Raw genomic sequence first — 19,481 nt, 5'->3', positions numbered from 1 at the left:
GTTCGTGTGCCCAATAAGGTAAACCACGGAGTTAACAGGAATGTGACAGTAAACAAAGGCTTGTTGTCATATGAGTGAAATATAACTGCCACAGAAATGCATCCTAACTGTCAAATAACTTGCGCGAAAGCGTCACACTCCGGCGATAGCATACAAAATGAACTTACTGACCTAGTCCAGAGGGATAGAGACAATGAAAACTTTGCTTAGCCGTTCAACTGTATCGCCAGCCAAACTTATGGGTTCATCCACAAAGCTAATCGGCGCAACGTTAATAACGGCAACACTTTCAATGCCAGCGATGGCGAAGGATGCTGATCTTGAGTCATTGATTGAAGCCGCTCAAAAAGAGGGTGCGGTTTACAGTGTGGGTATGCCAGACAGTTGGGCAAACTGGAAAGGCACATGGGCTGACCTGAAAGCAAACTACGGTTTGAAGCATCAGGATACAGACATGAGCTCGGCTCAAGAGATCTCGAAATTTGAAGCAGAGAAAAGAAACGCAACTGCAGATATCGGTGATGTTGGTTTCGCCTTTGCACGTGTCGCTGTGCAGAAAGACGTAACGCAGCCATACAAGCCAACGACTTGGGATGACATTCCAGATTGGGCGAAAGACAAAGATGGTCACTGGGCTCTGGCTTACACAGGTACTATCTCGTTCATTTCAAACAATAACCTTGTTGAAGATGCCCCAAAATCTTGGAGCGACCTACTAGAAGGCGACTACAAAGTCACAGTCGGTGATGTAGGCGTAGCAGCACAAGCAAACAACGCAATTCTAGCGGCAGCATTTGCTAACGGTGGTGACGAGTCGAACCTAAAGCCAGCGATTAAATTCTTTGGTGAGCTAGCGAAGCAAGGCCGCCTGTCTTACACAGATCCAAGTATCGCTAACCTTGAAAAAGGCGAAGTGGAAGTGGCAATCATGTGGGATTTCAACGCACTGAACTACCGCGACAAGATCGACCGTGAGCGCTTTACAGTAAGCATTCCACAAGATGGTTCAGTGATATCTGGTTACACCACCATCATCAACAAATACGCGAAAAACCCGAACGCGGCGAAGTTGGCTCGTGAATACATCTTCAGCGACCAAGGCCAAATCAACCTAGCAGAAGGTTACGCGCGCCCAATCCGTAGCAGCGTTACGCTACCTCAATCAGTACAAGACAAGCTGATCTCGAACGATGAATACAGCAACGTGCACCCAGTATCTGACTTCTCAGCATGGGAAAAATCAGCACGTCGTCTGCCACGTCAATGGCAAGAAAGCGTATTGATTCACCAGCAATAACCCCGCTTAACACGCCACCTATAACGGGTGGCTTATAGAAACAAGCAATAGAGAATAGACCATGAGCAATAAGGTTATCCTTGTTGTTCTAGATGGACTGAACTATCAGGTAGCCCGTGATTGCATGGGCTACCTGAACGGCCTTCTAGAACTAAGCAATTTGCAGACAAAACAGGGCACTTCGCAAATCATGAGCGCGCAAAAAAACAAGCTGCGCGCCACGCTTTACCCTGTGCAATGTGAGCTGCCATCTATGTCACGCCCACTGTATGAGTGCATTTTAACGGGAGTTCGCCCTGTCGAGAGTGGTATCGTTAACAATCAAATCGTGCGTTTATCGAATCACGAGTCGATCTTTAGCTTGGCTAAATCGCAGGGCAAAGTGACGGCTGCAGCGGCATATCATTGGGTGAGTGAGCTGTATAACCGAGCGCCATTTGATGCTGTACGCGACCGTTTCACTAACGATGAGACCATGAACATTCAACATGGTTGTTTCTATCACTGGGACCACTATCCAGATGAAGCCTTGTTCTTGGATGCCGAGCACCTGCGCGTGACTCATCAGCCTGATTTTTTGCTGATTCATCCAATGAACATTGACGATATTGGACACAAGCATGGGTTGGATTCTCGCCAGTACCGCAATAGTGCACGTGGCGCGGATATTTACCTGTCGAACTACCTTGAGAAGTGGATAGATGATGGTTATCAAGTGATCATCACCAGTGACCATGGCATGAACAATGACTTGTCTCATGGTGGCATTCTGCCTGAAGAGCGTGAAGTGCCTTTCTTTGTGATTGGCGATAAGTTTACACACCAAGAATGTTCAGTGAAACAGACCGACATCTGTGGCAGTGTGTGTCAGCTACTGAACCTTGAACACGATAAATCTTACACTCAGGAATTGTTGGCCCTATGAGCAGTTCTGTAATCACGCAGACCGATGGCTCTGCGCTTAAACCCAAAACCAAATCTTTGTTTCAACGTTTCAAGCCCGCTTTGTGGCTTGCGCCTTTCGCGCTGTTTTTCTACTTGTTCCAACTGGCACCTATGGTTTGGGTGCTGATCAACAGCTTCTTCTACGACGATGAGCTCTCTCTCGAAAACTATTCTGAAATATTCGATTCTGCCTTCATGATGCAGGCCTTCGGTAACAGTTTATGGTTGTCGATTTGGTCGAGCATTGTTGGCTTAGCGATCGCGACTCTGCTCGTTTCTTCATTGCGCCGCGTTGATTCTAAAATCCGCGATGCGGTGATTGCCTTCACCAACATGAGCAGCAACTTCTCAGGTGTGCCTCTGTCGTTCGCATTCATCATCATCTTGGGCACCAACGGTGCTATCACCTTATTGCTCAAGCAGTATGGATTGCTGGGTGATTTTGACTTGTACGGCAAGTGGGGTTTGCTAGCGATTTACATCTACTTCCAGATCCCATTAGCGGTGTTGTTGCTGTATCCAGCGTTCGATGCCCTTAGCGACGACTGGCAAGCAGCTTCGGCATTGCTTGGCGCAAAAACCTGGCAGTACTGGACCAAAATCGCGCTGCCTGTGTTATCTCCTGCCTTGTTCGGCACCTTCATCATCTTGATTGCCAACGCGATAGGCGCCTATGCGAGTGTGTATGCGTTGACCTCGGGCAACTACAACGTGATTACGATTCGTATCGCGAGCTTGGTATCGGGCGACTTGTTCTTAGAGCCAAACCTAGCCGCTGCAATTTCTGTGATTCTGATGGCGATGCTGGCCTTCATCACCGTGATTAACCAATGGCTGATCAGCAAAAGCTACGCAGGGAAGAGAAAGTAATGAACACCGTCAATACTCGCTTTCATAAAACGGTTGTCTATTCGATTGTCGGCATCATGATGATCCCGATCTTAGCGACCTTTATCTACTCGATCTCTTCTCGATGGGGCGCAACGATCCTGCCGGATGGCTTCACGTTGGATTGGTACATCAACCTGCTGACCGATCCTCGCTTCTTACAAGCCTTTGGTCGTTCACTGTTTATCTGTGTGGCGGCGCTGTCATTGAGTGTGGTGTTGGTTCTGCCTGCGATTTTCGTGGTGTTTTACTATTTCCCGAAACTCGACAAGGTGATGAATATCCTGATCTTATTGCCGTTCGCTGTTCCACCTGTGGTGTCGTCGGTGGGCTTGCTTCAGCTGTATGCCGATAGCGAAATCTCACTGATTGGTACACCGTGGATCTTGATTGGTACTTACTTCACCATCGCGTTGCCATTCATGTATCGCGCGATTGCCAACAGCTTTGAAGCGATCAACCTGCACGACTTGATGGACGCTGCTCACCTGCTTGGCGCAAGCACCACCAAGGCGTTCTTATTGATTATTCTGCCAAACCTTAAGAAAGGCTTAATGGCGTCGCTGTTCTTGTCGTTCTCGTTCCTATTAGGCGAGTTCGTGTTCGCCAACATCTTGGTGGGTACACGTTACGAGACACTGCAAATCTACCTATACAACATGCGTCAAACCAGCGGCCACTTCACGTCAGCCCTAGTGATGACGTACTTCCTGTTTATTTTCTTACTGACTTGGTTGGCAAGTCGTTTCAGCCAGGGAACAAAATAATGAGCTATGTAAATGCAAAAAACCTCACCAAGCGCTTTGGTGACAACACGGTGTTTGAAGATATTGAATTTTCCATCGAGAAGGGCGAGTTCATTACTCTGCTTGGCCCAAGTGGCTGTGGTAAATCGACTCTACTGCGCAGCTTGGCAGGCCTGAATCCTGTTGATGGTGGCGAGATCTGGGTCAACGGTGAAGAGATTACTCACCAAGTGCCACAACAGCGTGGCATCGGCATGGTGTTTCAATCTTATGCGCTGTTCCCGAACATGACGGTTGAAGGCAACATTGCGTTTGGCCTCAAGATGAAAAAGCTTGCTGCTGATGAGATTAAACGTGAAGTCGCTAAAGTCATTGGGCTGGTGGACTTAACGGGCAAAGAGAAATTCTACCCGCATCAGTTATCGGGCGGACAGCGTCAGCGTGTCGCTTTGGCAAGAGCCTTGGTGGTCAAGCCGCGTATTCTATTGCTCGATGAACCACTTTCAGCGCTGGATGCCAAGATCCGTAAACATCTACGCCAACAGATCCGAGATATTCAAAAAGAGATGAACCTGACCACGATCTTCGTGACCCACGATCAGGAAGAAGCGATGATCATGTCTGACCGCATCTTCTTGATGAACAAAGGCGAGATCGTCCAAGCGGGGACACCCGAAGAGATCTACACTCAACCTGCCAATGAGTTTGTTGCTGGCTTCATGGGCCACTACAATCTGGTTCAAGCGAACAAAGCCAAGCAACTTTTCAACATTGAAACCGAGTGGAAAGTGGCGATTCGCCCTGAATCTATCTACGTTAAAGAGCATGGCCGACAATATGGCGAACATATCTCTGCGCCGAAAACGGGCACTATTCGTAACCACCAGCTGCTGGGCAATGTGATTCGCTACCAAGTGGACGTTGATGAATGTGAATTAACTGTCGATTTACTTAACCGTTCCTCTGAACGACTGTTGGCAAACGGCAGCCAACTTGAACTCCTGTTTAACCTTAACGAAATTCAACCTGTGAGAGCCTAAGATGTTCAAACCTTTGTATGTATTTGATATGGACGAAACGCTGATCAATGCCGATGCAGCGATGCTCTGGAATGAGTTCTTGGTTGAAAAGGGCATTGCCACTGCGCCCAACTTTATTGAAGAAGATAAACGCTTAATGGGCCTGTATTCGGAAGGAAAACTGAACATGGAAGATTACCTCACGTTTTCCATGCAGCCATTAGCCGATATGCCAACAGAGCAAGTGACTGCGTTGGTGGAAGAGTGTGTTGAACAGCATATTCTGCCTAAACAGTTCAAGCAGTCAAAACCTTTGATTGAGCAGCTTGAGAATGATGATATTGATATGCTGATCATCTCTGCCAGCGTGACTTTCTTAGTGGAAGCGGTCGGCCGTAAGATTGGTATTGAGAACGCACTCGGTATTGATTTGATTGAAAACCAAGGCCGTTTTACTTCTCAAATATCAGGTGTGCCAAGCTACCGTGAAGGCAAAGTGACGCGTTTAAAAGAGTGGTTAGACAATCAAGAAACCAACTACTCAGACATTCACTTTTATACGGATTCAATCAACGACTTACCTTTGTGTGAGCACGCTGATTTTGCTTACCTAGTAAACCCATGCCCGCGTTTGAAAGCGTTAGCCGATCAACCGAATTGGTCGATTCTCAACTGGGATTAACGCTTAACCCATATCTGAATCATGTTCGTCTTAGAACTCATCAAGCCGCTGACTACAGCGGCTTTTTTACATCATCAGTCTAATATTCGATTTATCGCCTTAGCTGATAAAATTACGCATGTAACAATTCAATAACATCTCTTGCTCTGCTGTAAATCAAACCACCATCTTTCAATCCCTTGATAGCACTCACTTTGTTGTTGTGAGGGTTTGCGTGTAACAAATATTTTACAACTTGACGGGTTTTTAGCGTTATTGCCCATTTCCTTCTATCCATTCCAATCTTTCCGCTTGTGGGCCAAATTTAATTAGGGACAAAAACACGTAATACAAAACCAATAGGTACAAGGAGAAAGTTCATGGTGGATACATACAACCCGCTTGGCACGGATGGATTCGAGTTTGTTGAATACACGGCCGTTGACCACAAGGGAATTGAGCAACTTAAAGCGCTGTTTGTGTCACTTGGTTTTGCTGAGATCGCCAAGCACCGTTCAAAAGAGGCTTGGCTGTATCGACAAGGTGACATCAACTTTATCGTTAATGAACAACCACACAGCCAAGCGGAAGCGTTTGCCAAGGTGCATGGGCCATCGGTCTGTGGCATGGCTTTTCGTGTCAATGAAGCAACCGCTGCAATGGAACAAGCGTTTAAAGGCGGTGGTGAAGAGTACAAAACAGAAATAGGGCCGATGGAGCTGAGCATTCCTGCCATTTACGGCATCGGTGAAAGCCTGCTCTATTTTGTGGATCGCTATGGCAAACAGAGCATCTATGACGTCGATTTCCGATTCTATGATGATGCGGAACAGCGCATGGCCGAAGCTAATGTTGGCTTGTATGAAATCGACCATCTCACGCACAACGTGAAGCAAGGCAACATGGACGTGTGGTCTGGGTTTTATGAGCGCATCGGTAACTTCCGCGAGATTCGCTACTTCGATATTGAAGGTAAGCTGACAGGCCTTGTGAGCCGCGCTATGACCTCACCATGTGGCAAGATCCGCATCCCTATCAATGAGTCTTCAGACGACAAATCACAAATCGAAGAGTTCATTCGCGAATACAACGGTGAAGGTATCCAACACATCGCGCTCGCAACGGATGACATCTACAAAACGGTGAAAACCCTGCGTGATCGCGGTATGGACTTTATGCCAACTCCTGACACCTACTACGAGAAAGTTGACGATCGTGTGAAAGGCCACGGTGAAGACACTGATCTGCTGCGTGACCTACGCGTTCTGATTGATGGCGCGCCGACCAAAGACGGCATCTTGCTGCAAATTTTCACACAGACGGTAATCGGGCCTGTGTTCTTTGAAATCATTCAGCGTAAAGGCAACGAAGGCTTTGGTGAAGGTAACTTCAAGGCGCTATTTGAATCGATTGAAGAGGACCAGATTCGTCGAGGAGTATTAGACGATGCATAAATGGATCTCGTTTCCTCATCGGGAGGGGGTGTGCTCGAAACAAGCGCATGCCGACTTCCCCGAAGAGGCCATCTATGAGCGAGAAGCGGGTCGGAGTGGTTTCTTCGGCCCTGCCGCTCACTTTCATCACCAACATGCCCCAACAGGTTGGTCGGAGTGGGAGGGCGATTTACGTCCTCGCGCTTTTGATTTTACGCTGGTGGAAAAAGCCAGCCAGATAACGCCTTGGGCGGTGCCACATCTTTTGCACAATGCGGACTGCAAAATCCGCGTGTGGCGCATGGATGAGAAGATGGATTTCTTGGTGCGTAACTCCGATGGCGATGAGCTGCTGTTCATTCACCAAGGCAGTGCTGAACTCTATTGTGACTATGGTCATTTAGAAGTCAGTGAAGGGGATTACGTAATGATCCCGCGCTCGACCAATTGGCGCTTAGAGCCAAGTGAGCCGATGTTCATCTTGATGATTGAGAACACCGACGCGGCTTACTCCCTGCCAGAGAAAGGTATGGTTGGCAATCACGCGGTGTTTGATCCGGCAGTTCTCGACATCCCTTCAATCAATGATCAATTTCGCGCTCAGTATTCAGAAAACCAGACTCAGGTTCAGGTGAAGCGCCACGACAAAGTCAGCGTGATCACCTATCCGTTCAACCCATTGGATGCAATTGGCTGGCATGGCGACTTAGCGGTGGTGAAAGTGAATTGGCGCGATATCAGACCGCTGATGTCACATCGCTACCACTTACCACCTTCTGCGCATACGACGTTTGTTGGCGCAGGCTTTGTGGTGTGCACCTTTGTACCACGCCCGATTGAGAGCGATCCAGGTGCATTGAAAGTGCCGTTTTACCACAACAACGATGATTACGACGAAGTACTCTTCTATCACGCTGGTGACTTTTTCAGTCGCGATAATATTGAAGCGGGTATGGTGACTTTCCACCCTGCGGGCTTCACTCATGGGCCTCATCCTAAAGCCTTTAAGGCTGGGCAAGCGCATAAGAAGAAGTTTACCGACGAAGTGGCGGTGATGATTGATACTCGCCATGCACTGCAGTTCTCTGACGAACTCGATAGCGTTGAGAACAAAGAATATGTCTACAGTTGGCAAGACTCTGGTTTGAAAGAAATGGCTGACGATAAGAAATAAGGGACAAGGATGAAATTAGCAACCAAGAAAAATGGTACTCGCGATGGCCTGTTGATGGTCGTGAGTAAAGATCTCAAACAGTGTGTACCTGCCACCGAAATCTTCCATGCGATGCATCTGGCGCCAACCATGCAGGTGGCTTTGGATAACTGGGACAGCGTGGCTTCTCAGTTAGAAGAGTTATACACCTCGTTAAACAACGGGCATGTGACAGGCAGTGAAGTGTTTGTTACTCAGTATTGTGAATCACCATTGCCACGAGCTTATCAATGGGCGGATGGCAGCGCCTATGTAAACCACGTTGAACTGGTGCGTAAGGCGCGTGGTGCTGAAATGCCAGAAAGCTTCTGGGTCGATCCACTCATGTATCAAGGTGGCTCAGATGCCTTTATTGGCCCTCGTGACAACATCGAATTTGCCAGTGACGAGTGGGGCATCGATTTCGAAGGAGAGGTTGCGATTGTCACCGGTGACGTACCTATGGGTGTAAGTTCTAAGCAAGCGCACGATTCGATTCGTCTACTGATGTTGGTGAACGATGTGTCTTTGCGTGGCTTGATTCCGGCAGAGCTAGCGAAAGGCTTTGGCTTCTTCCAATCTAAACCGTCTTCGGCGTTCTCTCCGGTCGCCGTTACACCTGACGAGCTTGGTGAACAGTGGAAAGGCAGCAAGGTGCATTTACCGTTGATATCGACCTACAACGACCAGCCTTTTGGTTGTCCAAATGCAGGTGTCGATATGACCTTCAATTTTGCCGAGCTAGTGGTGCATGCTGCGAAGACTCGTCCACTGTCGGCTGGCGCAATCATAGGCTCTGGCACGGTATCGAATAAGCAAGGTATTGACCACGGCACCTCAATTGTGGAAGGTGGTGTCGGCTATTCATGCATTGCTGAAGTGCGCATGATCGAGACGATTCGCGATGGCAAACCTTCGACTCAATTCATGTCGTTTGGTGACTCGATCAAGCTTGAGATGTTTGATGCGGCGGGTGGCTCCATTTTTGGTGCGATTGACCAAAAAGTTAGCCAATATCGAGCGTTATAGCCCATATTATAAAGATTCAGCTCGAGCGAGATCATTGTATGAATCAGAACATGACACTTTACGGTTACTGGCGCTCTTCGGCGGCCTATCGGGTGCGTATTGGATTGAACCTAAAGCAACTCAACTATGAGTCTAAATCGGTGCATTTGGTGCGTAATGGTGGCGAGCAGCATGATCCACAATATCGCGAGATCAACGCCAGTGAGTTAGTGCCTGTGCTAGTGGATGGTGAAGTTCAACTCAATCAGTCGCTGACTATTTTGCAATACTTGGACGAAAGCTATTTGTGTGAGAGCAGCCCAGACTCCTTGTTGATTCCAGAGCAAACACAACTGCGCTATCAAGCGTTGGCAATGGCTCAGGATATTGCGATAGAAATTCACCCTCTGAATAACCTGCGTGTGTTGCAGTATTTGGAGCGAGAATTGTCGTGCGAGCAAGAGGCAAAAATGGATTGGCTTCATCATTGGATGAGCCAAGGTTTCTCGGCGTTAGAAGAGAAGCTTTCTAAGCATCGTCAAACACACGGTGATTCGGTGTATAGCCTTACCGGTTCGCCCTGTATCGTCGATATCTGCTTAGTGCCACAAGTCTATAACGCGCTGCGTTTTGGCGTTGATATGTCACCTTATCCGCTGATTAACGCAATTGTTGAAGCGTGTAATCGGTTACCTGCTTTTATCGAGGCGATGCCAGAGAATCAAGAGGATGCGAATGAGTCCATGTAGATTCACTGATGTAAACGCAAATATTCTTCCCTTACGCTACCAAAACCGTTTCTTGAAAGAAGCGGTTTCCAAAATTAAATATATTAAATTCAGTAAGTGTATGAATATTTATCCCGTTTAGCACTAATATTTACCTTATAAAAAAGCCTCGTTATTAAATAAGAGGCTTTAATCCAGGTTTATATTAATGGTGATTATCATTCGATAATGTTAATAATAAACAATACCTTCGCCTTTCGTAATCAGAGTACCAGCTTCATTGGTAATTATTTTATCTAAATCAAATAATGAACCAATCGCCGCATTACCCAATCCAGCTTCAACGAATTTACAAACAGCATCAATTTTTGGCCCCATAGAACCAGCAGGAAATGAAAATTCTGCTAAACCAGCAGGCGTTGCTTGCTTCATTTCTGCTTGGTCTTCTTTACCATAGTTACGGAAAATCGAACCATCGGTTAAGATAATAAATAAGTCGGCATGGATTTTTTCAGCCAGTAATTCAGCCGTAAGATCTTTGTCAATTACGCACTCTACGCCAGTACTCTTACCCTGCTCAATACTCACGGGAACACCCCCGCCGCCACAAGCGATAACAAGATTTTCTGTATCTAGAAGAGTTTCAATTTGCTGAATTTCAACAATGTTTTTTGGCATAGGAGAAGGCACAACGCGACGGTAGTACTCGCCATCAGCTTTAAACTGCATTGTGCTTTGAGCCATTAACTCTTTAGCTCGTTGCTCTGTATATACAGGGCCAACAAATTTAGTCGGGTTAGCAAACGCAGGGTCTTTTTTGCATACTTCAGTTTGCGTGACTAGCGTCGCTACGTCTAATTCAGGGTCAATGTTTCTTAGTTCTTGCTGTAACATGTAGCCCACCATGCCACAGGTTTGAGAGCCTAGTACATCCATTGGATACGGGGTCGTCTCTGGTGAATATTCGTTATAAGCCGCGTTTTGTTCCATCAACAAACCTACTTGTGGGCCATTACCATGAACGATAACAATCTCATGCTCGCGAGCGATCGCGGCAATACTCGCCGCTGATTTGATTATATTTTCACGTTGGTTCTCAGCCGTTAATGCTTGGCCTCTTGCTAAAAGAGCGTTACCGCCTAAAGCTAATACTATGCGCATGATAATGTCTCCGAACATTTAATAATGATTTTATTTTACGTAGGGGTTAAACGCTTGTTTCTAATTAAATCCAAGCTTATTAATAACAATGACTAGGTTTTTAATTACTCTTAAGTAATTAACATGCCGAGATAGTATGGGAAAATAACCGTCCTAAATGTGATAGCTATCAAATTATTATTTCACTAGAAATAGAGCTGTGGAAACGGGAGTTATTGCAATTCGATTAAATATCCATAAGCTTGGATACAATCTAGCGGTGGAGTCTTTTTTGGTATAAATGATTCGTGTTTAGTGAATATTATCTCTGGCTATAAAATGATTAATTTTTTATTTTTGTTTTAAATATGATGAGCAGATCGCATTAAGAGCTTTAGAAAAAGTACCGGGCTATACTGAGGCGAGGGTTCACAAGCTTAAATAGAAGTTTAGATTCGGTTTTCAATCGGCTGCCTTTACTCTAGGTGTTATCTGACAGCCAAGTGAAATTTGGAAATAGTTAGCCACTTTCTATGGCTCAACGCTAAAGCGAAACAACACTCTTTATCTCTTCCAAAACCTCGGCGTTAGCGATAGCCCCGAGGTTTTCTACACTCTTGCCATTGATCACCTGTTTCACAGCCAACTCCACCAGTTTGCCAGAGCGTGTTTTTGGCACGTCGCTGATCGCAAATATCTGGCTTGGCACGTGCCTTGGCGAGCAGGATGATTTGAGTTTGCTTTTGATGGTTGTCAGTAACTCATCATCCAGAACCACACCTTGTTGTAACTGAACAAACAGCCATATCTGCTCGTTGCGGTCGATGTCTTTACCGACTGCTATCGAATCGATGATGCCGTCAATGGTGTTCACTTGCTGATAGATCTCGGCTGTACCAATTCGCACGCCACCGGGGTTGAGTGTGGTGTCGCCTCGCCCGTAGAACAGATAACCGCCATGTTCGCTCTGTGCGACTTCATCACCGTGATGCCACACATTATCGAACTTATCCCAATAGGTGTTGTGATAGCGCTCTCCTGTGTCATTCCAAAAGCCTGCGGGGAAGTTGGGTAGGGAGTTGGTGCATACTAGCTCGCCTCGTTCTTGATTGACCTTTTGACCAGACGAATTGAACACCTTGATGTCGACGCCGAGCCCTGCCTGTTGGCACTCACCGCGATACACTGGCGAGATAGGGTTGCCTAAAACAAAGCAGCCACAAATATCCGTGCCGCCAGAAATGGACGCTAAATGCAGGTCTTGCTTGATGTGCTTGTAAACGTAATCGAACTGCTCTGGGTAGAGCACAGAACCCGTCGAGCACAGTGTTCTTAATTGAGGCAGAGAGTGGCTGTCGATCGGTGAGAGTTCTGCTTTCTCAATCGCCTCTAGATACTTGGCTGAGGTGCCAAACGTCGATATGTCTGCACGCTGTGCTAAATCCCATAGTACGTTAGGTTGCGGGTAAACCGGGCTACCATCAAAGATAACCAAACAAGCACCGCTCGCGAGCGCAGAGACGTGCCAGTTCCACATCATCCAACCACAAGTGGTGTAGTAGAACACGCGATCTCTCGGTTTAATATCGCAATGAAGTTGATGCTCTTTTAGGTGGTTGATGGTAGTGCCACCAACAGAATGAACAATACACTTTGGCTTGCCTGTTGTGCCGGAAGAGTAGAGCACAAACAATGGTTCATTGAAGCCGACACGCACAAATCGTACAGGTTGTGGCTGATAGTGATGAATGATGCTGTTCCAACTTTGGGGTGACACATCATGTTTAACGTTGTTCTTCTCTAAATCACGAGTCGGTTTCAAATAACCGATCTGACACACCTGTTTTAATTCGTTTAAGTGTTCGATGATTTCACGGTTCTTGTCCGTCATATCGAACGTTTTGCCATTGAAGGTGTAGCCATCACAGGTAAACAGCACCTTGGGTTTCACTTGGCCAAATCGCTCAATCACACTCTCGACGCCAAAATCAGGCGAGGTTGACGTCCAAATCGCCCCTAAGCTGGTGGTTGCCAACATCGCGACCACGGTTTGCGGCAGATAAGGGGTATAAGCGGCGACCACATCGCCTTGTTGCACGCCACACTCCACGAGCCATTGTTGAACGCTAGAGACTTCCTCACACAAGGTTTGCCATGTGTAACTTTGCTGTTCGCCATGTTCGTTCTCAAACCAAATCGCTAGTTCGTTTGGCAACGCTTTTGCTGAATGGAGCAAGTTTTCGGCGTAGTTAACTTGAGCATTAGGAAACCACACCGCATCGCGATTCGATTTCGGCTGCTGCCAGCGGCTTTCACCTTGAGTTTTGATGTGCTCGCTTTCTGCCTTGTTAATACAGTCTTGTGAACCCACCATTCCACAAAACTGCCACACGTTATGCCAAAACGACTCCGGCTGCTCCACAGACCATTGATGAAGCTCCGTGTAGTTTTTCAATTTCCGCTCGAATACGCCCTGCTGATCGAGGTTATTCATAAATTGGGTTACGTTGGCGTGTGCGATACGTTGGTCACTGGGTTGCCAAATTGGCTTATTGCTCTCGTGCATTCCTTTACCTTTAACAAAAAGTTAACGATTTCAGTCTGGTATTTAGGTTTTACAAAGTCAAAAGATCAGCAAAATAAGGGGCTGTCGGAATTGTGTAAAAAAAATGTTACACGATCGCCTGTTTCGAAAAATCGTGCAAATTGGCGGATATAAGGAGTGGAGATAGGCTTAAAGTGAGACATTCGAAAGGAGGTGTGTAATGACTCAATATCATTCTAAGCCCGTGAGCCAAGAGGGATGGGTTGAGTGGAGCCTCGAAGAAGACGCCATTTGGCACGACTTAGTGAAAAGGCAACTGGACGTGATTAATGACCGCGCATGCGATGCTTATTTGCACGGTTTGACCCTGCTGGAGCTGCCATTAGACAGAGTTCCCCAGCTGCCAGAGATAAACAAAGTGCTAATGGAAACAACAGGTTGGCAAGTTCAGCCTGTGCCTGCATTGATCGATTTCGACCGATTCTTTGATTTGCTCGCCAATAAGAAATTCCCAGTTGCGACATTTCTGAGAACGCGAGACGAGTTCGATTACTTACAAGAACCTGATTTCTTTCATGAAATTTTCGGTCATTGTGCCATGCTCACTAATGCCGATTTCGCAGCGTTCACTGAGCATTATGGAAAATTAGGCCAAGCCGCTACATCCAAACAGCGCGCTTATCTTGCCCGTTTGTATTGGTTTACGGTCGAGTTCGGTTTAGTAAAAGAAGGCCAACAACTGAAAATCTATGGCGGTGGCATTCTCTCGTCTCCGGCGGAAACCATGTACGCATTAGGCGGTGATTTGGCGGTTCGTGAGCGGTTCGATCTGCAAACGGTGTTAAGAACTCCTTATCGTATCGACATCATGCAGCCGAAATATTACGTGATCGACGAGCTATCTGAGCTCTTCAAAATCAGTCAGGAAAACCTATTACAGCAAGCTGATCTCGCCATCGACGCGGGGTTACTACCACCACTTTTTGAACCCAAGGAACCAACACATGTTGAATGAACAAAAATGCGAAGCCTGCAGTATCGACGCGATTGCCCTCAATAAAGATGAGCAACAATCTTTACTGTTGGAGTTGTCAGACTGGCAGGTCATCGAAAGAGACGGCATCCCGCAGCTTGAGAAGGTGTTTAAGTTTAAGAACTACAAACAAGCATGGGCATTCAGCAACAAAGTGTCAGAATTGGCAGAAGAAGAGTTCCACCACCCTTCGATCTTATTGGAGTGGGGCAAAGTCACCGTCACTTGGTGGAGCCACTCAATCAAAGGCCTCCACAAGAATGACTTCATTTGCGCCTCACGCTGCGATGTGTTCGCGGTGAGTGAGTAGTTTTTTAGCTGGAGAAGTATTTCTCCAGCCTTTGTGATTCACGTTAAGATGGTTTGTTAGACCGAAGAGCTTGGTGAATAAAATGGTCTTTGCTTTCCGGATCTAACACAAATAGTCTCATAAAATGTTTTTTACTCTGGATATATTCCGGCTCACAGAGTTTTTGTAAATCTTTGGCGAGAGGGTTGTATCTTAAAAACCAAATAAAATATTCAGTTGTAACTTGTGCTTCTTTTTGATTCTCGGTTTCTAAAATCTTCTGGTTCATCATTGAAGTGTATGTAAATGCACATTGAGCTAGCGTATCAAGGTAGCCCACGATACTATTTGCCAGCTTAATAACTTCACCTTGTTCTTCTTTTGAAGGCTTCGTCTTGCTGTATTCTCTAATAATCTTTCCGATATAATCTCCTTGCATAGAAGATCTTAATTTATCATTGAATACTTCAGTCTTAAGTGACTCATCAAATGTATCTTTAAATCTCAGAACCTTGTCTTTGTAAGAATCCAATTCATTGATGTTGACGTTTTGCTGATGACTTTTAGCAACGAAATATGCGGCGGTAATTGAAGCAAAAAGGGTTACAGGTGTCAGCACAACTCCTCCGAAGAATGTTGCAAAATGTGCCCATTGTTCAGGGTTATCACTTATTGGTAATTTGCTTAAGTACGCAATGTAGACTGAAATCCAAATGATCGACCATATCATCGCCCCCGCAGTACCTATCAGGATAGGTTTGACCCTCATTTTCATATAACCCACTAACTTAATGCTGAACTAAAGCCAAACAATATACAGTTCGGAATTAATTGTGCAATTTGATTTATATAATGAATAACGTAACTAAAGAGTCTACTTTCGTTTACGCTAGTATTTGCAAAACCACTTTTCCCAAACTAGCTTGACCTGCATCAGCGACTTGCTTGGTTTCTTGTCTCATAAACCCTTTCTGTTACTCATAGTATTGGTTTTATGAGGCTGCTCTATGATATATTTCTCGGCCAAGTGTATTACAGACGAAGGCTAATAATGTCTATCAACCTTTCACTCCTTCCACCCAGCGAGAAAAATAAAATCGAACTGGATAAGCAAGCATCGTTTCTTGTATGGAAACTGAAGCAAGCGAAATGTGGCCCTGAAGCCATTGTTGAAGAAGCAATGAAGCTAGGTGACCCAGAAGAAAAGGCTTGGTTTGATCAGTCTGTAGAAAAATACAAACGGGTAATGGGTGTCGCATAAACGCAGACAAACCTTGCCCAGCAGTGCTGTAGAATTGAAATGACACAGTAATTTGCTAGAATTTGCACCGTTAATTGAATCAGAGAGAAGATCCCGATGGGAAGAAGTTTTGAAGTGCGCAAGGCCTCAATGGCGAAAACTGCAGGCGCAAAAATTAAAGTTTATTCTAAATACGGTAAAGAGATTTACGTACTGGCTAAGAACGGCAGCTCTGACCCAGACATGAACCTACCTCTTAAGCACCTGATTGCTAAAGCGAAGAAAGACCAAGTACCAGCTCACGTTATCGACAAAGCGATCGATAAAGCGAACGGCGGCGGCGGTGAAGACTTCCAACCAGCTCGTTACGAAGGTTTTGGCCCAGGTGGCACAAGCGTAATCGTTGACTGTCTAACTGACAACGGCAACCGTACTTTCCAAGACGTTCGCCAATGTTTCGTTAAGACTGGTGCGAAAATCGGTGTTGAAGGTACTGTTTCTCACATGTTCGCTCACCAAGCTGTATTCCAGTTTAAAGGCGAAGACGACGAGATCATCCTAGAAACGCTAATGATGGAAGACGTAGACGTGACTGACGTTGAGCTAGAAGACGGTGTTATCACTGTATTCGCTCCAACGACTGAGTTCTTCAAAACGAAGACTGCACTAAACACTGCGTTCCCAGAGCTAACGCTAGACGTTGAGGAAATCACTTTCGTTCCTCAAACAACTACGCCAGTAGCTGAAGAAGATTCTGAGAAGTTCCAGAAGTTCTTAGACATGCTTGACGACTGTGATGACGTTCAGCAGGTTTACCACAACGCTGAGCTGTAATCTTTACAGTAACAACAGTTATTAAAAAACCGAGCCTAGTGCTCGGTTTTTTTATTTCTGTAATTCAGTAGTTTATCCATGAACATAGCTTTTTGAACGCAGCTATTTGGTGGCAGAACCTAGGTTATAGCTCATTGGTCATAAGCCCTTGATCATCGTTCCGTGATCTCAGGTTCGCAAAGCGTTCTTGGGCGACAAATCCATGCTGAGAATTTTCTGATCAAAGGAAGTACGGTGAGGTTGAGTGCGATGGCACACGGCCAAGCGATGAAAAAGCTTTGCATCCAGATTGGCGGCCATTCGGGACTAAATCCCATTTTGTAGCCAGAAATTAACCCAGACATGATGGTCGCCATGGTCAGTGAAGATAAAATCGCGGTTACCCAAAATTGTTTGTTGCTCATACTGTGTTTCTCCCGTGATTTTCTGATGTTGATGAGATAAGGTTACATTTATCCATTAATGAGAAAAATAGGCACATGTAGAAGTATGAATTCCATATTTGGAAACATTGATGATCTGTTCTTATTCTGTGCAGTGGTTGAAGAGGGCTCTTTGCTATCGGCTTCGAAACGGCTGCAACTGCCAGTATCGACCATGTCGCGTCGGTTAACTGCATTGGAAGATCGCCTCAATATCCGACTTTTAGAAAAGAAAGGTCGTGAGCTGGTGGCCACCAAAGACGGCGAGGCGGCCTTTTCTGCACTGAGCAGCGGTATGGAGTCGATTCATCACGGTTTTAATAGCTTGCTTGAAGAGCGTGACGCTATCCAAGGCAAGATAAAGCTCGCCGTGCCTCATAACTTCTACAGTGGCTTTCTACGGTCGACGGTAGAGCAATTCCTCACTCAATACCCAAACGTTCAGCTCGACCTTACCTTGAGCCAACAACAGCTCATTCCACAGACCGATCGTGACTTACTGATCACGTTTAAGATCTCGGACATGGAAGGCATGATTGCTCGACCGCTGTTTAAAGCTAAACACGGGTTTTATGCAAGCCCAGAATACTTAGATTCGCGTGCAGCAATAGAAAAGCCGGACGACCTGGAGCTGCAAGATTGGATTAACGTCGATGATGTATTCGATATGCCGCTCTACAAATCCGACCGCTTAGAGCAAATGATCACGATTAAACCTAAGTTCATCGTTAACGATATTCATGCGGTGGCGGCCGCAGCGCAAAAAGGTTTGGGGCTCGCGTCATTGCCTTTTCGTCACGTATCCCCAGAGATGAATCTGATTCAAGTGCTCCCTGAGTATCATCGGGGTGATCGCCAAGCGTATTTAGTGTACAAAGAAAGAAAATATCAGCCAAAGGCTTTGACCCTGCTTATTGATGCATTGATTGAGAGTGTTCGATCTTTTCATAGCGATGGTTTGGTCAAATAAAAGGAGAAAGAAATGAAAGTAAGTTTTATCGGGCTAGGCGTTATGGGCTTCCCAATGGCAGGCCACCTAGTCAAAGCCGGTTTTGAAGTGACGGTATTTAACCGCACTCACAGTAAAGCGCTAGACTGGGCTGATAAACACCAAGGTAAAGCGGCAGAATCTGTGGCTGAGTGTGTCGCAGAAGCCGATGTTGTTCTCGTTTGCGTGGGTAACGATGACGACGTGCGCAGCATGACAACCAGCGAAACAGGCGCATTGGCAGCTATGAAGTCAAACGCGATTCTTGTCGATCACACTACAACATCTGCAGTTCTGTCTGAAGAGCTTGAAGTGGCAGCGAAGCAAGCCGGTATTCGCTTTATGGATGCACCTGTGTCTGGTGGTCAAGCGGGCGCAGAAAACGGCGTGCTAACCATCATGTGTGGTGGTGAACAAGCGCTATTCAATGACCTTCAACCTGTGTTCGAAGCTTACGGTAAGTCGTCGGTTCTTATGGGTAAAGTCGGCCAAGGCCAACGCGCGAAAATGGTTAATCAGATCTGCATCGCAGGTGTATTGAATGGCCTTTCTGAAGGCTTGGTACTTGCTGAAAAGTCAGGTTTGGATATTCAAACACTGGTTGATTGCCTTAAAAACGGCGCAGCAGGTTCATGGCAGATGGAAAACCGCGCTACCACAATGGCGCAAGACAAGTTCGATTTCGGTTTCGCCATTGATTGGATGATCAAAGACTTAGGCTTCTGCCTAGATGAAGCTGAGCGCCAAGGCATCCAACTTCCACTAACTGAAAAGACGAACAACGCTTACAAGGCACTGTCTGCCGAAGGGCAAGGCCGCATGGATACATCAGTATTGATGAAAGCCGTGGTTGAAGAGACTAAAAAGTAGAAGAGACGAAGAAGTAGAAAGATCGAAGTAATAGAAGCTTCGTTTAGATAACTAAAAATAGCCGCTGATTAGCGGCTATTTTTTGTTTGGTCGTATAGAAATACAAATGAAGCGTTGGTTTTGATACTCACAATTGAACGTCTGTGTTCTCTCATTCTAATCAAAACTTAATCACTCCATCGTTTTCACCTATTGAATCTATC

20 protein-coding genes are annotated in these 19,481 nt (G+C 46.0%); 16 read left to right on the top strand and 4 right to left on the bottom strand.

What is annotated here, in order from left to right:
- Window positions 1-193: 193 nt before the first annotated feature.
- The 10 genes from HRQ85_RS01560 (at window position 194) to maiA (ending at window position 9,938) form a co-directional block, all read left to right on the top strand.
- Entirely contained in the window at window positions 194-1,297 is a 1,104-nt protein-coding gene (locus HRQ85_RS01560) for an ABC transporter substrate-binding protein (RefSeq protein ID WP_050653106.1), read from the top strand.
- A 61-nt stretch (window positions 1,298-1,358) separates the two neighbouring features.
- On the top strand, window positions 1,359-2,222 hold the full coding sequence (locus HRQ85_RS01555) for an alkaline phosphatase family protein (protein ID WP_172378486.1): 864 nt from the start codon (window positions 1,359-1,361) through the stop codon (window positions 2,220-2,222).
- Complete coding sequence (locus HRQ85_RS01550; RefSeq protein WP_017091956.1) at window positions 2,219-3,112, top strand: ABC transporter permease; 894 nt, start codon at window positions 2,219-2,221, stop codon at window positions 3,110-3,112. Before HRQ85_RS01555 ends, HRQ85_RS01550 begins: the two co-directional genes overlap by 4 nt.
- A complete protein-coding gene (locus tag HRQ85_RS01545) occupies window positions 3,112-3,897 on the top strand; it encodes an ABC transporter permease (RefSeq protein ID WP_004732591.1) in 786 nt (261 codons plus the stop codon). The genes HRQ85_RS01550 and HRQ85_RS01545 overlap by 1 nt, the downstream gene beginning before the upstream one ends.
- Complete coding sequence (locus HRQ85_RS01540) at window positions 3,897-4,916, top strand: ABC transporter ATP-binding protein (protein ID WP_172378485.1); 1,020 nt, start codon at window positions 3,897-3,899, stop codon at window positions 4,914-4,916. The genes HRQ85_RS01545 and HRQ85_RS01540 overlap by 1 nt, the downstream gene beginning before the upstream one ends.
- A 1-nt stretch (window position 4,917) precedes the next feature.
- Window positions 4,918-5,577, top strand: a complete 660-nt coding sequence (locus HRQ85_RS01535) for an HAD family hydrolase (protein WP_017091954.1) — start codon at window positions 4,918-4,920, stop codon at window positions 5,575-5,577.
- 359 nt (window positions 5,578-5,936) lie between these two features.
- On the top strand, window positions 5,937-7,010 hold the full coding sequence (gene hppD, locus HRQ85_RS01530; RefSeq protein ID WP_048610145.1) for a 4-hydroxyphenylpyruvate dioxygenase: 1,074 nt from the start codon (window positions 5,937-5,939) through the stop codon (window positions 7,008-7,010).
- Complete coding sequence (locus tag HRQ85_RS01525; RefSeq protein WP_172378484.1) at window positions 7,003-8,163, top strand: homogentisate 1,2-dioxygenase; 1,161 nt, start codon at window positions 7,003-7,005, stop codon at window positions 8,161-8,163. The genes hppD and HRQ85_RS01525 overlap by 8 nt, the downstream gene beginning before the upstream one ends.
- A gap of 9 nt (window positions 8,164-8,172) precedes the next feature.
- Window positions 8,173-9,210 (top strand): fumarylacetoacetate hydrolase family protein, encoded by a 1,038-nt coding sequence (locus HRQ85_RS01520; RefSeq protein WP_172378483.1) that lies wholly within the window; start codon window positions 8,173-8,175, stop codon window positions 9,208-9,210.
- A gap of 38 nt (window positions 9,211-9,248) precedes the next feature.
- Complete coding sequence (gene maiA / locus HRQ85_RS01515; RefSeq protein WP_172378482.1) at window positions 9,249-9,938, top strand: maleylacetoacetate isomerase; 690 nt, start codon at window positions 9,249-9,251, stop codon at window positions 9,936-9,938.
- Between the two features lie 210 nt (window positions 9,939-10,148).
- Here maiA and HRQ85_RS01510 read toward each other — a convergent pair whose 3' ends face one another.
- Window positions 10,149-11,078, bottom strand: coding sequence for a carbamate kinase (locus HRQ85_RS01510; RefSeq protein WP_050620231.1), 930 nt, complete (start codon window positions 11,076-11,078; stop codon window positions 10,149-10,151).
- Window positions 11,079-11,601: 523 nt separating this feature from the next.
- Entirely contained in the window at window positions 11,602-13,623 is a 2,022-nt protein-coding gene (locus HRQ85_RS01505) for an acetoacetate--CoA ligase (RefSeq protein WP_172378481.1), read from the bottom strand.
- 199 nt (window positions 13,624-13,822) lie between these two features.
- Here HRQ85_RS01505 and phhA point away from each other — a divergent pair, with 199 nt between their 5' ends.
- Window positions 13,823-14,617, top strand: a complete 795-nt coding sequence (gene phhA, locus HRQ85_RS01500; protein WP_050632625.1) for a phenylalanine 4-monooxygenase — start codon at window positions 13,823-13,825, stop codon at window positions 14,615-14,617.
- Entirely contained in the window at window positions 14,607-14,945 is a 339-nt protein-coding gene (locus tag HRQ85_RS01495; protein ID WP_172378480.1) for a 4a-hydroxytetrahydrobiopterin dehydratase, read from the top strand. The genes phhA and HRQ85_RS01495 overlap by 11 nt, the downstream gene beginning before the upstream one ends.
- A gap of 43 nt (window positions 14,946-14,988) precedes the next feature.
- Here the strand turns inward: HRQ85_RS01495 and HRQ85_RS01490 are convergent, their stop codons facing one another.
- Window positions 14,989-15,699 (bottom strand): hypothetical protein, encoded by a 711-nt coding sequence (locus HRQ85_RS01490; RefSeq protein ID WP_172378479.1) that lies wholly within the window; start codon window positions 15,697-15,699, stop codon window positions 14,989-14,991.
- 276 nt (window positions 15,700-15,975) lie between these two features.
- Between HRQ85_RS01490 and HRQ85_RS01485 the strand changes: the two genes are divergently transcribed.
- Complete coding sequence (locus tag HRQ85_RS01485) at window positions 15,976-16,185, top strand: DUF3283 family protein (RefSeq protein ID WP_004732615.1); 210 nt, start codon at window positions 15,976-15,978, stop codon at window positions 16,183-16,185.
- 96 nt (window positions 16,186-16,281) lie between these two features.
- Window positions 16,282-16,998 (top strand): YebC/PmpR family DNA-binding transcriptional regulator, encoded by a 717-nt coding sequence (locus HRQ85_RS01480; RefSeq protein WP_017057670.1) that lies wholly within the window; start codon window positions 16,282-16,284, stop codon window positions 16,996-16,998.
- Window positions 16,999-17,150: 152 nt separating this feature from the next.
- On the opposite strand, the gene HRQ85_RS01475 is transcribed toward HRQ85_RS01480, so the two are convergent.
- Window positions 17,151-17,402, bottom strand: coding sequence for a DUF2798 domain-containing protein (locus HRQ85_RS01475; RefSeq protein WP_172378478.1), 252 nt, complete (start codon window positions 17,400-17,402; stop codon window positions 17,151-17,153).
- A gap of 85 nt (window positions 17,403-17,487) precedes the next feature.
- Here HRQ85_RS01475 and HRQ85_RS01470 point away from each other — a divergent pair, with 85 nt between their 5' ends.
- Together HRQ85_RS01470 and HRQ85_RS01465 are read left to right on the top strand one after the other, a co-directional pair.
- Window positions 17,488-18,390, top strand: a complete 903-nt coding sequence (locus HRQ85_RS01470; RefSeq protein ID WP_050052651.1) for a LysR family transcriptional regulator — start codon at window positions 17,488-17,490, stop codon at window positions 18,388-18,390.
- A gap of 12 nt (window positions 18,391-18,402) precedes the next feature.
- The gene (locus tag HRQ85_RS01465) at window positions 18,403-19,278 is read left to right on the top strand and encodes an NAD(P)-dependent oxidoreductase (RefSeq protein ID WP_172378477.1); all 876 of its coding nucleotides are present in this window, start codon (window positions 18,403-18,405) and stop codon (window positions 19,276-19,278) included.
- Window positions 19,279-19,481 lie beyond the last annotated feature (203 nt).

The organism is Vibrio sp. Vb339 (assembly GCF_902751245.1).
In the GTDB taxonomy this organism is placed as follows: domain Bacteria; phylum Pseudomonadota; class Gammaproteobacteria; order Enterobacterales; family Vibrionaceae; genus Vibrio; species Vibrio coralliirubri.
This window is presented reverse-complemented; position numbering and strand designations above follow the sequence as displayed.

Bases quoted from the DNA above. Each gene is read 5' to 3' on its own strand.
- HRQ85_RS01525 (WP_172378484.1), top strand. From the start codon at position 7,003: ATGCATAAATGGATCTCGTTTCCTCATCGGGAGGGGGTGTGCTCGAAA.
- HRQ85_RS01505 (WP_172378481.1), bottom strand. From the start codon at position 13,623: ATGCACGAGAGCAATAAGCCAATTTGGCAACCCAGTGACCAACGTATC.
- hppD (WP_048610145.1), top strand. From the start codon at position 5,937: ATGGTGGATACATACAACCCGCTTGGCACGGATGGATTCGAGTTTGTT.
- HRQ85_RS01475 (WP_172378478.1), bottom strand. From the start codon at position 17,402: ATGAGCAACAAACAATTTTGGGTAACCGCGATTTTATCTTCACTGACC.
- HRQ85_RS01550 (WP_017091956.1), top strand. From the start codon at position 2,219: ATGAGCAGTTCTGTAATCACGCAGACCGATGGCTCTGCGCTTAAACCC.
- HRQ85_RS01520 (WP_172378483.1), top strand. From the start codon at position 8,173: ATGAAATTAGCAACCAAGAAAAATGGTACTCGCGATGGCCTGTTGATG.
- HRQ85_RS01470 (WP_050052651.1), top strand. From the start codon at position 17,488: ATGAATTCCATATTTGGAAACATTGATGATCTGTTCTTATTCTGTGCA.
- HRQ85_RS01545 (WP_004732591.1), top strand. From the start codon at position 3,112: ATGAACACCGTCAATACTCGCTTTCATAAAACGGTTGTCTATTCGATT.
- HRQ85_RS01465 (WP_172378477.1), top strand. From the start codon at position 18,403: ATGAAAGTAAGTTTTATCGGGCTAGGCGTTATGGGCTTCCCAATGGCA.
- HRQ85_RS01540 (WP_172378485.1), top strand. From the start codon at position 3,897: ATGAGCTATGTAAATGCAAAAAACCTCACCAAGCGCTTTGGTGACAAC.
- HRQ85_RS01560 (WP_050653106.1), top strand. From the start codon at position 194: ATGAAAACTTTGCTTAGCCGTTCAACTGTATCGCCAGCCAAACTTATG.
- HRQ85_RS01485 (WP_004732615.1), top strand. From the start codon at position 15,976: ATGTCTATCAACCTTTCACTCCTTCCACCCAGCGAGAAAAATAAAATC.
- HRQ85_RS01495 (WP_172378480.1), top strand. From the start codon at position 14,607: ATGTTGAATGAACAAAAATGCGAAGCCTGCAGTATCGACGCGATTGCC.
- HRQ85_RS01555 (WP_172378486.1), top strand. From the start codon at position 1,359: ATGAGCAATAAGGTTATCCTTGTTGTTCTAGATGGACTGAACTATCAG.
- HRQ85_RS01480 (WP_017057670.1), top strand. From the start codon at position 16,282: ATGGGAAGAAGTTTTGAAGTGCGCAAGGCCTCAATGGCGAAAACTGCA.
- phhA (WP_050632625.1), top strand. From the start codon at position 13,823: ATGACTCAATATCATTCTAAGCCCGTGAGCCAAGAGGGATGGGTTGAG.
- HRQ85_RS01490 (WP_172378479.1), bottom strand. From the start codon at position 15,699: ATGAAAATGAGGGTCAAACCTATCCTGATAGGTACTGCGGGGGCGATG.
- HRQ85_RS01510 (WP_050620231.1), bottom strand. From the start codon at position 11,078: ATGCGCATAGTATTAGCTTTAGGCGGTAACGCTCTTTTAGCAAGAGGC.
- HRQ85_RS01535 (WP_017091954.1), top strand. From the start codon at position 4,918: ATGTTCAAACCTTTGTATGTATTTGATATGGACGAAACGCTGATCAAT.
- maiA (WP_172378482.1), top strand. From the start codon at position 9,249: ATGAATCAGAACATGACACTTTACGGTTACTGGCGCTCTTCGGCGGCC.